The organism is Hydrogenophaga palleronii (genome assembly GCF_031457455.1).
Taxonomy (GTDB): Bacteria; Pseudomonadota; Gammaproteobacteria; order Burkholderiales; family Burkholderiaceae_C; genus Hydrogenophaga; species Hydrogenophaga palleronii_A.
In genome coordinates this window covers 59,099-72,694 of record NZ_JAVDWU010000003.1, presented here as the reverse complement: position 1 = coordinate 72,694, position 13,596 = coordinate 59,099, and the positions used below count along the sequence as shown (strand labels likewise).

Below are 13,596 nucleotides of genomic sequence, written 5' to 3'. Positions count from 1 at the left end.
CAGGGCGCTCACCTATCATCAAGCCATGTCCAAAACCACGGCCAAAAACAAAGCCCACGCCCGCCAGGCACCGACGCTGCAGGAGCAACTGCCCGAGCTGCGGCCGGGCCAGTCGGTCGAGTTGCTGAAAGAACTGCACATCCTCACCCGCGAGGGCAAGCTCAACCAGGACACGCGGCGCAAGCTCAAGCAGGTGTACCACCTGGTGCAGTTCATCGAACCGCTGCTGGAAGAAGTGCTGAAATCCCGCGGCGACGTGACACTGGCCGACCATGGGGCGGGCAAGTCTTACCTGGGGTTCATCCTCTACGACCTGTTTTTCAAGGACAAGGCCGTGGGTTGGGTCCATGGCGTGGAAGCGCGGGCCGAACTGGTCGACAAGTCGCAGGCGCTGGCCAAAAAGCTGGGCTTCGAGCGCATGCACTTTCTGGCCACCACGGTACAGGCCGCACTCACCCACACCGAACTGCCCGAGCGTTTTGATGTGGTCACTGCGCTGCATGCCTGCGACACCGCCACCGACGACGCCATTGCCTTCGGCCTGGCCAAGCAGGCGAGTCACATGGTGCTGGTGCCTTGCTGTCAGGCCGAGGTGGCGGGCGTGATGCGCCAGCACAAGGCGCTGAGCCTGTCGCGCACGCCGCTGGCCGAGCTGTGGCGCCATCCTCTGCACACCCGTGAATTCGGCAGCCAGATCACCAATGTCCTGCGCTGCCTGCAGCTCGAAGCCCATGGTTACAGTGTGACCGTCACCGAACTCGTGGGGTGGGAGCATTCGATGAAAAACGAACTGATCCTGGCCCGTAGAATGGCGCACGATCGCACGGGGACCCGCGTCAGGGCCCAGGAGAGATTGGCGCAGGTGCTGGAACAGCTGAACCTGCAAGAACTCGCGCCCCGCTTCGCTGTCTGAATCCAGGGCCGGCCGGCAACGGCGGTGCTGAACACACCCTTACCGTGGTACCCGTCGGCCCAGCGCCGAACCGGACAAAGAGCCGGCAGCGGGACCCTCCCACCCAGGCCACATTTCCCCGGGCCTCATCAGGAGACCTAGTCCATGATCACCGATGTCGATTTCCTGCTGCAATCCATGGCCTGGCCGCTGGTGCTGCTGCTCGCCTGGTTCCTTGCAGAGCGCCTGTACGAGACCTGGAACGTGCCCCGGGTCACCAGCTACGTGGCGGTGGGCTTGCTGGGGGGGCTCGTCAACCTGCCTGGGCTGACCGCTTCGGTGGCCGGCCTCCCGTTCATTGCGAACGTGGCGCTCTCGCTGGTGCTGTTTGAATTGGGCTACCGCATCAACCTGCGCTGGTTCCGCCATAACCCATGGGTGCTGGTGCTGGGGCTGGTGGAGTCGGTGATCACTTTCGGCGCGGTGTACTGGGCCAGTGGCTTCTTCGAACTGGCCGCCGATGTGCGCCTGATCATCGCGGCCCTGTCGGTGTCGGCCTCGCCAGCGGGCATTGTTCGCGTGGCGAACGAACTGCACAGCGCCGGCCAGGTGACCGAGCGGGTGCTGCATTTGTGTGCGATCAACTGCATGGTGTCGGTGCTGGCGCTCAAGCTGGTGGTGGGCTACTGGCACCTGAGCACCTCGGGCGATCTGGTGCAGGCCGCCTTTGGCAGCGTTCACGTGCTGGTCACCTCGTTGGCGGTGGGCACGCTGCTGGGCGTGGCCGTGCCCTGGTTGCTGCGCTTTCGCAGTTCGCACGAACGCGGCGTCACGGTGGTGTTCGCTCTGGCGGTGCTGCTGCTGACCACCATGTCCTACGGCCTGAAGCTCTCGCCGTTGCTGGCCGCGCTCACCTTCGGCATCGTGGCGCGTGAGCGGCGTGTGCACCTCACCAATGCCCAGCGCGGGTTCGGCACGGCTGGCGACGTGCTCACCCTGTTCCTGTTTGTCTACATTGCCTCGTTGCTGAACTGGGCCGACGTTGCCGGGGGCATGGTGCTGGGGCTGGTGCTCATCGCGGTGCGCACCGCCTCCAAGGTGGGCTGCAGCCTCGTGGCTGCGCGCTTGTCTGGCATCACCGAACGCAAGGGATTGCTCACCGGTCTGGCGCTCACGCCCATGTCGGCGTTCGCCATTCTGTTGCTGGAGCAGACGCGCCTGTATGGACTGGGGCCTGCGGTGCAGGTGTTGTCGGTCATGGCCGGCATGCTGATGCTGCAGGAACTGCTGGGGCCCGTGGTCACGCAGCGTGCGCTGATGACGGCTCACGAAACCCATGTGACAAAGGCATAGGAGACCTGCATGCCACTAGAAACCTTCAAGGCGTCTGATTCTCTGACCATGGGTGTGGAGCTCGAACTGCAGCTCGTCAACACCTACGATCTGGATCTCTCCAGCAGCGCCAACGACCTGCTGGAACTGCTGCGGCGCAAACCGTTTCCGGGTGTGGTCACACCCGAGATGACGCAGAGCATGATCGAGATCGCCACCGACGTGCAACGCGAGCACGGCCCGCTGCTGGCGCAGCTTCAGCAGATCCGCGACACCCTGGTGGCTGCAGGCGATCGACTCAACATCGAGATTGCGGGCGGTGGCACACACCCTTTCCAGCGCTGGTTCGAACAGCGCATCTTTTCCAAGCCACGCTTCCAGGAACTCTCGGGCCTGTATGGCTACCTCGCCAAGCAGTTCACGGTCTTCGGACAGCACGTGCACATCGGTTGCGCCAGCGCAGACGAAGCGCTGTTCCTGCTGCACTCGCTCAACCGCTATGTGCCACATTTCATTGCGCTGTCCGCGTCCTCGCCGTTTTCGCAGGGCGTGGACACGCTGTTCGACTCGGCACGCCTGAACTCCGTGTTTGCCTTTCCCTTGAGCGGCCGTGCACCCTTCATGCTGAGCTGGGAAGAGTTTGCCAACGTGTACTTCACCAAGATGGAGAGCACCGGCGTGGTCAAGTCCATGAAGGACTTCTACTGGGACATCCGACCCAAGCCCGAATACGGCACCATCGAGCTGCGTGTGTGCGACACGCCGCTCACGGTGGAACGTGCCGCTGGCCTGGCCTGCTACCTGCAGGCGCTGTGCCGCCATCTGCTGGAACGCAAAGAACCGCCGCCCGAAGAAGACGATTACCTCGTCTACACCTACAACCGCTTCCAGGCCTGCCGTTTCGGCCTCGACGGCATGATGGTCAACCCCAAGACCCGCCAGCAGATCAGCATCCGTGAAGACATCCTGGCCACCCTGCGCCTGTTGGAGCCGCATGCCGATGCCCTGAAATCCCGGGCGGCGCTGGACGAGATCGAACGCACCGCCGGCCACGACGGCAACCACGCCACCTTTCTGCGCCGGCGCTACGCAGAGAACGGCAGCGTGCAGGGTGTGGTGCGCGCCAGCGTGGAGGCGCTGCGCATAGGCCCGTGACCATCGGGAGCCGTGGCGTGCGGTACGTCACGCCGACCCGGCGTCACACAGGCAGAAAGTAGGGGGTGAAAACGGGCCAGTTCCGGGTTTGTCAGGCAACTTCTTACAGACGGAATGGCAAGGCGCCGACTTAACGTCCTGAAACAACATCAATACAGTTGACACATCGACACACCAGTCGTCCAGCCGTTTGATCCACCGCTTTTTTTCAGGACCTCGCCATGAACTCGACCCACAGCCGCACCAACCCTTTCGTCCTCATGCTCGATCCGGAGTCCGTGATCAGCGCCATGGAAAACAGCACCCCGCTGCGTGGCCTGCGCCAGCGCATCTGCCGTCCGCTGGACAAGCCGCTGATCCCCAAGACGCACAACCTGACCCGTGAATACGACGCCGTGATCGACGCCGAGGACTTCATGGACAGTGGCTGCGAGCACTACATGGACGCCCAGCCCTCGCTGCAAGCGGTTCACTGAGCATCTTCCTGATTTCGTGCGCTGGCCCCCGCAGGCAGGGCAGCGCAAAGGCCGGATCGGCGTCACCGGCCGCCTTGTCAAAATCGGAATGCCTGTTTCAGCGGGACGCCAGCGCAGTCCATGCCGAGCCGATGGCTTCGACAAGCTGTTGAACTTCCTCCTCTGAGAGCGCCACCAGTTCCAGCAAGATCGCACCCTGATCGAGCTGATGTTCCATCACCCAGATGCTGGGATTGCCCGCCTTGAGGGTCTGTGCCACCGCCCGCGCAGCGGCCGCACCTTTGAGAAATCGCACGCGAACCCGCTGAAAGGGCATGCCCACCGGATCGGGTTCGGCACTGGCCTGAATGCCCGTGCAGGCGCCGAGCAGCGCCACCGCCTTCACCACTTTTCTGTCCTGTTGCTGGCGCCAGGCAACGGGGTCCATCGCCTGGCGTTCTTCCAGCGCCGCCAGCACTCCCACGATCGCCTCTTTGGAAGGTTTCATGGCCCGGCCAATACCCGTTTCCTGTGCGCGAAAGCGCTCGACGAAGGCCTGCGTGCCGAGCACCAGGCCCGCCGTGGGTGAGGCCAGGTACTTGTGCGCACTGACCAGCACGGCGTCGGCGCCCGTGCCCAGCAGGTCGGGGATGCGCATGTCCTGCGCCGCACCGTCAATCACGACGGGAATCCCCCGAGTGCGCGCAGCGGTCACCGCGCCCCGCGTGTCCAGATCCTGGAAGGTCGTGAGACGGGACGACACCAGCAGCAGACAGCAAGCACCCGGTTGATCCAGCGCCTGTTCGATGTTGCGCAGGCTGCAAGCCTCCCTGGTTCCGGCCTGAATGACGGTGGCGCCTGCCAGCCGGATGTCGGTCACCAGCGGATGCCCGTAGTTCACACAGTGCCCGGCGGGAATCACCACGGCGTTGGCACGCCCTTTCGTCTCGGGCAGGTTTGCAACCGCTTCCGCGTCGGTGCCTGCGATACAGGCAGCGACCGCCTGGGTGATGGCTGCGGAGACGCAGTGAGTCACCGCAGCAGCCTCGCAGCCGCTGAACGCCGACAGCCGGTCACTCGCCAGCGCCTGGAGTTCGTTCATGACGAAGAACGATTGCAGCGCCAAAGCTGCACTGTGCGCCACATGCGCGCTGGAGCGGGAAACGCCCAGCGGCGTGAAAGAGCCCGCGGCATTGATCAAAGGGGTGAGCCCGTACCGGCTGTGCAAGCTTTCCTGGGCAGGGGAATCATTCATGCGCAACAGCCCTGCTTATTTGGCGAAGCGCTTGCGGGTCAATGCCAGGGCGGTCCAGAATGCCGCCACGGTGTAGACCAGCAGCACCGCCGCGTGCAACCAGGGTCTCTCAGGCCACTGGTCCATGAACAGGGGGCGCACCAGCTCCACCGCGTTGGTCAGGGGCAACCAGTCCGAAAAGAGCTTCACCACGCCCGGCAGCTGTTCTCTGGGAAAAAACACGCCAGATAGGAACATCATGGGCGTGAGGAACAGCGTGAAGTAGTAGGTGAAGAAGTCGTAGCCTTTGGCCAGGGCATTGAACACCAGGGCAATGCACGAAAACGTGATGCCCACGCCCAGCAGCACCGGCCAGGCCAGCAACAGCTTGGGCGAGTGGCTGATGCCCAGCGCGAGCATCACCACCATGATCGCCGTCACGGAGAACAGGGCCTTGAAGCCCGCCCAGAGCATTTCGGCCAGCACCACATCGTCCAGACTCACCGGCGCGTTCATGATGCCGTCCCAGGTCTTTTGCACGTGCATGCGCGAGAAGGCCGAATACAACGCCTCGAAGCTGGCGGCGTTCATCGCACTCATGCAGATGCTGCCACTGGCCAGGAAGAGGATGTAAGGCACCGCCACTGACCCCTGCGGTGTGGCCATGTTGACCTGCCCCACCAGTGCGCCCATGCCATAGCCAAACGCCACCAGCCACATCAGCGGTTCGGCGATGTTGCCCACCAGGCTGGGAATGGCCAGTTTCTTCCAGACCAACAGGTTGCGCAGGAACACAGGCCACCAGCGCATCGAAAGGCGAGGGCGAGCAAAGTGAGCACCCCCCGCCGCGCTTCGCGCGACCCCCCTGGAGGGGGGCGCACCCTGCGGCCCGGCAAAGCCGGTTCCGCGGGTGCCCTGGTCGTGATTGCCTTCTTCTCCGGCGGGCTCTTTGTTGGAGGGGGTCTTCATGTCATCCATCCTCGCGGATCTGTCGGCCGGTGAGTTTCAGGAACAAGTCTTCCAGGTTCGCCGGGCGGTGCAGGGTGCGCAACTGGTGGTGCTCGCTGAGGGCGGCCAGCAGCGGCATGGCCTGGGCGGTGTAGAAGAACACGGTTTCGCCGCTCACTTCAACCCTTGCGGCCAGCGCACGCAGGGCGGCATGTTCGTCGGCCTGCGCCAGGGCCACGGCGCCCTGGCCGTAGACCTCGATCACATCGGGCTCCAGGTGCTGCGCGATCAGTTCGCGCGGGCGCCCTTCGGCGATCTTGCGGCCGTGGTCCAGCACCAGCAGGCGCGAGCACAGCCGCTCGGCTTCGTCCATGAAGTGGGTGGTCAGCAAGATGCTCTTGCCCTGCTGCAGCAGCAGTTGCAGGCGCTCCCACATCAGGTGGCGGGCCTGCGGGTCCAGGCCGGTGGTGGGCTCGTCGAGCATCAGCAGGCGCGGGTCGTTCACCAGGGCGCGGGCCAGCGACAGGCGCCGCTTCATGCCGCCCGAGAGTTCGCCCGGCGTGGCATCGGCCTTGTGGGTGAGTGCGGCGAACTCCAGCAGCCGGGGAATGCGCTGGCGGATGGTGGCGCTGTCGATGCCGAAATAGCGGCCATACACCAGCAGGTTTTCGGCGCAGGAGAAATCGGGGTCCAGCGTGTCCATCTGGCTGACCACGCCCAGCAGGGCCTTGATGGCCAGGGCGTCGGCGGGCATGGATTTGCCGAAGGCGTCGATGCGACCGGCATCGGGCGCGGTCAGGCCCAGGCACATGCGGATGGTGGTGGTCTTGCCGGCGCCGTTGGGGCCGATCACGCCCAGGCACTCGCCGGGTGAAATCGAAAACGACAGGTCGTCCACCACGGTGGTGTCGCCATAGCGTTTGACCAGATCGTGGGCTTCAAACAGAGGGGTGCTCATAGGCAGGACATTGTGCCTGCACGCGTGCCGTGGCCGGATCGGTCGAGGACGATGTCGGCTCCTCGCGGTGACCCTTGGGCCGGAACCTACAATGCATGCCAGGCTTGGCGGCGGTTTGTCCCGTTCCGCACCCTCCGTCTTTCACCCGACTTTCGCCGTGGCAACTCCCATTTCTGTTTCCCTGCAGTACCTGTGGCCCAAGCGGGCCTTGACCGTTTTTGGAGGCTGGGTGGCAGGGGCACGCGCTGGTGCGGTGTCCCACGCCATCATCCGCTGGTTCATCAAACGCTACAGCGTCAACATGGACGAAGCCGCCAACCCGGACGTGCGCAGCTACGCCAGTTTCAACGAATTCTTCACCCGCGCGCTCAAGCCCGGCGTGCGGCCCTTGTCGCGTGCGGAATTCGTGTGCCCGGTGGACGGTGCCATCAGCCAGTACGGCACCATCGAGCACGACCAGATTTTCCAGGCCAAAGGTCACCACTACAGCACGCGCGCCCTGGTCGGCGGCGATCAGGCGCTGGCCGACCAGTTCGTGGATGGTTCTTTCGCCACCCTCTACCTGAGCCCCAGGGACTACCACCGGGTCCACATGCCTTGCGCGGGCCGCCTGCGCCGCATGATCTACGTGCCGGGCGACCTGTTTTCTGTCAACCCAGCCACGGCACGGGGCATTCCGGGCCTGTTCGCGCGCAACGAGCGCGTGGTGTGTGTGTACGACATTCCGTTCGGCCCCGAAGGCAGCCAGGAAACCCGTCCCTTCGTGCTGGTGCTGGTGGGCGCCACCATTGTGGGCAGCATGGCCACGGTGTGGCACGGCGTGGTCAATCCGCCGCGCACCGAGCGCGTCCGCGAGTGGGATTACGAGGATCAGGTGTTCATGCAGGCGCGCGGCGAAGAAATGGGCTGCTTTCTGCTGGGCTCCACCGTGGTGATGCTCTGGCCCAAGGACACCATCACCTTCAATCCGCAGTGGATGCCCGAGCAAGGCGTGCGCATGGGCGAAACCATGGGCAGGGCCGTGCTCAATGCCACACCTTCTGCAGTCGCCACCGCCACCGTTTGAACCGGAATCCCTCATGACCACCATCGGCACACCGCTCAGCCCTCACGCCACCAAAGTCATGCTGCTCGGTTCGGGCGAGCTCGGCAAGGAAGTGTTGATCGCCCTGCAGCGCCTGGGCGTGGAAACCATCGCGGTGGACCGCTACGACCACGCGCCGGGCCAGCAGGTGGCGCACCATGCGCGCACCATCACCATGAGCGACCCGCAGCAGCTCAAGGCCCTGATCGAGGCCGAGCGGCCGCACCTGGTGGTGCCCGAGATCGAAGCCATTGCCACGCCCATGCTGGAAGAGCTGGAAGCGGCGGGCGTGGTGCGGGTGATTCCCACGGCGCGCGCCGCGCGCCTGACGATGGACCGCGAAGGCATCCGCCGGCTGGCCGCCGAAACGCTGGGCTTGCCCACCAGCCCGCACCGCTTCTGCGACTCGCTGGGAGAACTTCAGGCGGCCATCGACGAGCACATCGGCTACCCCTGCATCGTCAAGCCGGTGATGAGCAGCAGCGGCAAAGGGCAGAGCAAGATCGACACCCCAGCCGACGTGAAGAAGGCCTGGGACTACGCCATGGCCGGCGGGCGTGTGGGCCCGGGCCGCGTCATTGTGGAAGGCTTCATCGATTTTGACTACGAGATCACCCAGCTGACCGTTCGGGCGCTGGATGCCGATGGCCAGGTGCAGACGCATTTCTGCGACCCCATTGGTCACGTGCAGGTCAGCGGCGACTACGTGGAGAGCTGGCAGCCGCACCCGATGACGCCGGCCGCGCTGGCCGAGTCGCGCCGCATCGCGAAGACCGTGACCGACAACCTCGGTGGGCAGGGCCTGTTCGGTGTCGAGCTGTTCGTGAAGGGCGATCAGGTCTGGTTCAGCGAAGTGAGCCCACGCCCGCACGACACCGGCATGGTGACCATGGTCACCCAGTGGCAGAACGAGTTTGAACTACACGCCCGCGCCATTCTGGGCCTGCCGGTGGACACCACACTCAAGAGCCCGGGCGCCAGTGCCGTGATCTATGGCGGCGTGGATGCGCAGGGCATCGTGTTCGACGGCGTGGACGAGGCGCTGCGCGTGGCACACAGTGAAGTGCGCCTGTTCGGCAAGCCCGAGAGTTTTGTGAAGCGCCGCATGGGCGTGGCGCTGGTGTTTGACGAGGACGTCGAAGTCGCCCGCACCCAGGCCAAGCTCGCCGCCAGCAAGGTGCATCCACGCAAGATCTGAAGCACCCCCGCCGCGCTTCGCGCGACCCCCTCAAGGGGGCGATGCCTTGGACCGGCAGAGCCGGATCTTCGGCATCCCTGGAAGGGGGACACTTCGGGCGGGAGATGTGCTCTCCCTCGCCGGACTCCTTCTATTGCATCGCATGCGCGACTACCCCTCCCGTTCCGCCGCCTTGTGAATCGCCGCTCGCACGCGCGGGTAGGTGCCGCAGCGGCAGATGATGCCGCTCATGGCCTCGTCGATCTGTTCATCGGTGGGGCGCGGGTGGGTCACGAGCAGGGCGTGGGCCTGCATCAGCTGGCCGCTCTGGCAGTAGCCGCACTGCACCACGTCGAGTTCCGTCCACGCGGCGCGCAGCGCATCGGCGACCGGCCCTTGCAGGCCTTCAATGGTGGTGACCGACTGGCCCGCCGCGCTGGCCAGCGGGGTCACACACGACCGGGTGGGCACGCCATCGAGGTGCACCGTGCAGGCGCCGCACAACGCCATGCCGCAGCCAAACTTGGTGCCGGTGAGCTGCAGTTCGGCACGCAGCACCCACAGCAGGGGCACGTCGCCATCGACATCGACCTGCACGGGCTGGCCGTTGAGTTGAATGGGGGTCATGGTGGTGCTCATGCAAGTCTCAAGCTTGTGCAAGTCTCAGTGGCAGGCTGCGCAGGCGCTGGCCGGTCAGGGCAAACAGGGCATTGGCCACGGCGGGCGCAATGGGGGGCAGGCCAGGCTCGCCCACGCCTTCAGGGGGTTCGGTGCTGGGCATGATGGCGCATTGAATCACTGGGCATTCGTTCATGCGCAGGACCGGCTGATCGTGGAAATTGGTGGCCTGCACCTGCCCGTTGACGATGTGAATCTCGCCATGCAGGGCGGCAGACAAACCGTAGACGATGGCGCTTTCCAGCTGCTGTTCGATCAGCTGCGGGTTCACCGCCAGGCCGCAGTCGATCACGCACCATACCTCGTGCACGCGAGTCGTGTTGTCTGGCCGCAATGACACCTCGGCCACCTGGGCCACGATGGAGCCGAACGACTCGTGCAACGCCACACCGCGCGCCCGGGCGGGCGTGCCCGCCACCGAGGCGATCGTCTCACCCCACCGGCTCATTTCGGCCACACGCTGCAGCACCGCGAGGTGCCGGGGGTGGCGCTGCAGCAGGCTGGCGCGGTAGGCCACCGGATCGGCCTGCACGGCATGCGCCACTTCGTCCAGAAAACATTCCTTGAAGAACGCCTGGTGCGAATGCCCCACCGCGCGCCAGAACCCCACCTGCAACGGCAGGTCGACCGCCTCATGTGCGATGCGTGCCGCCGGCCACTCGTAGGGCTGATCAAAAGCGCCTTCGGACGTGGTCTTGTCGGGCCCGCCGCCCGGCAGGCCAAAGCCCCGCTGGAGCACCTGGGGCACGATGGCCTGCCCGGCGGAGGTGTTCTTCCAGGCCAACAGCTGGCCCTGTTCGTTCAGCCCCGCGGCAAAGCGCGACACGCAGGCCGGCCGGTAAAAGTCGTGGCGCATGTCCTGCTCGCGTGTCCACAGGGTCTGCACGGGCAGGCCTTCGGTTGCGCGTGCAATCTGGGCGGCCTGGGCGATGAAGTCGACCTCCAGCCGGCGACCGAAGCCACCGCCAAGCAGCATCACGTGCACCGTGACCGCTGCCGGTGGCAGGCCCAGCACCTCGGCCACCGCGTCGCGCGCCATGCTGGGCACCTGGGTCGATACCCACACCGTGGCCCGGCCGTCTTTGAGCAGCACGGTGCAGTTCATGGGCTCCATGGTGGCGTGTGCCAGGTAGGGGGCCTGGTAGTCGGCACTTACGATGCGGGCCGCGCCTTGCAGGGCCGCGTCCACGTCGCCGGTGCTGTGGTAGCTGAAGCCTTTGGCACCATCGTCCAGGGTCTGGGTCAACTGGTCCATCACGGCTTCGCTGTTGAAGCCGGCCAGGGCGCCGTGGTCCCACTCGGCTTCGAAGTCCTTCAGCGCGTTCTGTGCCTGCCAGGGTCTGCCGGCAATCACGGCCACGCCACCGGTGCCACCGTACAGCGGCTCCACGGCCACGGCGTGGCGCACGCCCGGGGCAGCAGTAAGCTTGGCTGCGTCGAATCGGGTCACACGACCACCCAGGGTCGGGCACATCTGAACCGCTGCATACAGCAGGCCGGCGGGCAAGGCGTCGATGCCGAATTGCGCGGCGCCGGTGATCTTGGCGGTGCTGTCGATCCGGTGCGTGGGCTGGCCGATCAGCTTGAACTGGTCGGGGCTCTTCAAGCGTATGGTGGAAGGCACGGGCAGCCCGGCCGCCCTGATCGCCAGCGAGCCGTAGTCGGCCACCTGGCCGCTGGGGCCCAGCACCTGGCCGTTTTCGGTGCGGCAATCTTCAAAGGCCACTTCCCATCCCAGGGCCGCTGCGGTCTGCAGCATCTGGCGCGCGGCAGCACCCGCTTCGCGCATGGGCAGCCAGAGGTCTTTCACGCTGGACGAACCGCCGGTCATCATCACGCCCAGATGGGTCACGGTCTTGGCGGTCAGGTGGCTGGCGGCACGGCGCACCAGGCCCTGGTTGTCCGGGTGAAACGGCAGGCCGTCCACCAGGGCGCTCACGTTGTTGTAGATCTTGTCGATGGGCGCCATCTCGTAGGTCACGCGCGACCAGTCGGCATCGAGCTCATCGGCCAGCAACATGGAGAGCGAGGTGAGCACACCCTGGCCCATTTCGCTCTTGCTCATGATCACGGTGACCGTGCCGTCGGTGGCGATCTTGACCCAGCCGTTGAACGCCGCCTGCCCGGGCTGAAGGGCCAGAGGCTCCTCGGTGTGCAGGCGTTGGCGCGGTGGCAGCACCGACCAACCCACCACCAGGGCTCCACCGGCGGCCAGGCTGCCCAGAATGAACTTTCTTCTCGTCAAGGCCATGGGTGTTTTGTGAGTTCCGGATGGTGGGTGGGGCAAGGCGGCACGCCCGCCTCAGAGGGCGGCCCCATGGGGGACGCAAGCGTCATGAGCGTGCAGCATATACCGCCGCACCGGCGGCCGGGACAAAGCCCTGCGGTGACCCTCTTGACCCCCGGACCGGATCACTCATGGCGCAGCGCCTCGATCGGGTCCAGCCGGGCCGCACGGCGCGCCGGGAAATAACCGAACAGCACGCCGATGCCGGCCGAGAACACGAACGACAGCAGGTTCACTCCCGGATTGAACACATAAGGCACGTTCATCACGGCAGACAACCCGATCGACGCCCCCGTGGCCAGCACGATGCCCACCAGCCCGCCCAGCGCCGCCAGCACCACCGCTTCGATCAGGAACTGCAGCAACACCTCGCGCTCCAGCGCGCCAATGGCCAGGCGCAGCCCGATCTCGCGGGTGCGCTCGGTCACGCTCACCAGCATGATGTTCATGATGCCGATGCCGCCCACCAGCAGGCTCACGGCGGCCACCGCGCCCAGCAGCGTGGTCAGCACCCGCGTGGTGCCTGAGAGGGTTTCTGCGAGCTGTTTGGTGTCGAGCACGTTGAAGTTGTCTTCGTCGGTGGGGGCCAGCTTGCGCAGTTCGCGCAGCAGCTGCGTCAGGCTGCTGGTGACGCGGGCGGGGTCGCTGCCGTCACCCATGGACACCAGCAGGGTATTCACCCGCGTGTTGCCGGTGACGCGCCGTTGCAGGGTCTTCAGGGGCAGCAGCACCATGTCGTCCTGGTCGTTGCCGAATGCGCCCTGGCCTTTGGAGCCCAGCACACCAATGATTTCGCAAGAGATCTGTCGCACGCGCAATTGCTCGCCCAGGGTCGGACGCGTGCCGTAGAGCTCGCGCCGGACCGTTTCACCGATCAGGCACACGGCCGAACCGGCGCGCATTTCATCGTCCGTGAAGGCGCGACCCTGGCCGATGCTCCAGTTGCCGGTGGTGAGCCAGTCGTTGGTGCTGCCGATGATGCTGCTCGTCCAGTTGCGGCCATTGGCGACCACGGTGGCGCTGGTGCGTGCTTCGGGGGCCACGGCCAGCACGCCGCCAATCTGCGAGGCGATGGCCTCCGCGTCGCTCTCCTTGAAGGCTGCCGCGCCGCCGCTGCCGCCAGGGCCCATGCGCTGCCCGGGACGGATCTGCAGCAGGTTGGTGCCCAGGCCGGAGATCTGGCTCTGGATGGCCATGGTGGCGCCATTGCCCAGTGTGACCATGGTGATGACCGCGCTCACGCCGATCACGATGCCCAAAATCGTGAGGAACGAGCGCATGAGGTTGCGCCGGATCGAGCGCAGCGCGAGCAAAAGGGTGTTGAGCCACATGGTCAGCCTAAAAACTGCAGTTGGACGGACCCGAGTGGGCCGTCAGGGGGTGGGCTGGCAAGGCG

12 protein-coding genes are annotated in these 13,596 nt (G+C 65.5%); 6 read left to right on the top strand and 6 right to left on the bottom strand.

Translation table 11 applies throughout. The annotated features are described in order from the left end of the window. Positions 1-25 precede the first annotated feature (25 nt). The 4 genes from J2W49_RS07930 (at position 26) to J2W49_RS07915 (ending at position 3,855) form a co-directional block, all read left to right on the top strand. Positions 26-913: a class I SAM-dependent methyltransferase gene (locus J2W49_RS07930; RefSeq protein ID WP_310314024.1), complete on the top strand. Its 888-nt coding sequence runs from the start codon at positions 26-28 to the stop codon at positions 911-913. A 144-nt stretch (positions 914-1,057) separates the two neighbouring features. After that, positions 1,058-2,245 carry a cation:proton antiporter gene (locus tag J2W49_RS07925; protein WP_310314022.1) on the top strand — a complete coding sequence of 396 codons (1,188 nt, stop codon included), beginning with the start codon at positions 1,058-1,060 and terminating at the stop codon, positions 2,243-2,245. 9 nt (positions 2,246-2,254) lie between these two features. Further along, positions 2,255-3,379 (top strand): YbdK family carboxylate-amine ligase, encoded by a 1,125-nt coding sequence (locus J2W49_RS07920; protein ID WP_310314019.1) that lies wholly within the window; start codon positions 2,255-2,257, stop codon positions 3,377-3,379. 221 nt (positions 3,380-3,600) lie between these two features. Beyond that, the gene (locus J2W49_RS07915) at positions 3,601-3,855 is read left to right on the top strand and encodes a hypothetical protein (RefSeq protein WP_310314015.1); all 255 of its coding nucleotides are present in this window, start codon (positions 3,601-3,603) and stop codon (positions 3,853-3,855) included. Positions 3,856-3,952: 97 nt separating this feature from the next. On the opposite strand, the gene J2W49_RS07910 is transcribed toward J2W49_RS07915, so the two are convergent. The 3 genes from J2W49_RS07910 to J2W49_RS07900 all read right to left on the bottom strand — a co-directional run bounded on the left by J2W49_RS07910 (position 3,953) and on the right by J2W49_RS07900 (position 6,974). Beyond that, entirely contained in the window at positions 3,953-5,089 is a 1,137-nt protein-coding gene (locus J2W49_RS07910) for an aminotransferase class V-fold PLP-dependent enzyme (protein WP_310314014.1), read from the bottom strand. A 15-nt stretch (positions 5,090-5,104) separates the two neighbouring features. Further along, positions 5,105-5,878, bottom strand: coding sequence for an ABC transporter permease (locus J2W49_RS07905; protein WP_310315188.1), 774 nt, complete (start codon positions 5,876-5,878; stop codon positions 5,105-5,107). Between the two features lie 160 nt (positions 5,879-6,038). After that, entirely contained in the window at positions 6,039-6,974 is a 936-nt protein-coding gene (locus J2W49_RS07900) for an ATP-binding cassette domain-containing protein (RefSeq protein ID WP_310314012.1), read from the bottom strand. A gap of 157 nt (positions 6,975-7,131) precedes the next feature. Here J2W49_RS07900 and asd point away from each other — a divergent pair, with 157 nt between their 5' ends. Both asd and purT read left to right on the top strand, forming a co-directional pair. Then, positions 7,132-8,040, top strand: coding sequence for an archaetidylserine decarboxylase (gene asd / locus J2W49_RS07895; RefSeq protein WP_310314010.1), 909 nt, complete (start codon positions 7,132-7,134; stop codon positions 8,038-8,040). A gap of 13 nt (positions 8,041-8,053) precedes the next feature. Beyond that, positions 8,054-9,256: a formate-dependent phosphoribosylglycinamide formyltransferase gene (purT, locus tag J2W49_RS07890; protein WP_310314007.1), complete on the top strand. Its 1,203-nt coding sequence runs from the start codon at positions 8,054-8,056 to the stop codon at positions 9,254-9,256. 150 nt (positions 9,257-9,406) lie between these two features. Here the strand turns inward: purT and J2W49_RS07885 are convergent, their stop codons facing one another. The 3 genes from J2W49_RS07885 to J2W49_RS07875 all read right to left on the bottom strand — a co-directional run bounded on the left by J2W49_RS07885 (position 9,407) and on the right by J2W49_RS07875 (position 13,531). Then, entirely contained in the window at positions 9,407-9,874 is a 468-nt protein-coding gene (locus tag J2W49_RS07885; RefSeq protein WP_310314005.1) for a (2Fe-2S)-binding protein, read from the bottom strand. 7 nt (positions 9,875-9,881) lie between these two features. After that, the gene (locus tag J2W49_RS07880) at positions 9,882-12,164 is read right to left on the bottom strand and encodes a xanthine dehydrogenase family protein molybdopterin-binding subunit (protein WP_310314002.1); all 2,283 of its coding nucleotides are present in this window, start codon (positions 12,162-12,164) and stop codon (positions 9,882-9,884) included. A 161-nt stretch (positions 12,165-12,325) separates the two neighbouring features. After that, positions 12,326-13,531 (bottom strand): ABC transporter permease, encoded by a 1,206-nt coding sequence (locus tag J2W49_RS07875; protein WP_310314000.1) that lies wholly within the window; start codon positions 13,529-13,531, stop codon positions 12,326-12,328. Positions 13,532-13,596: the final 65 nt, after the last annotated feature.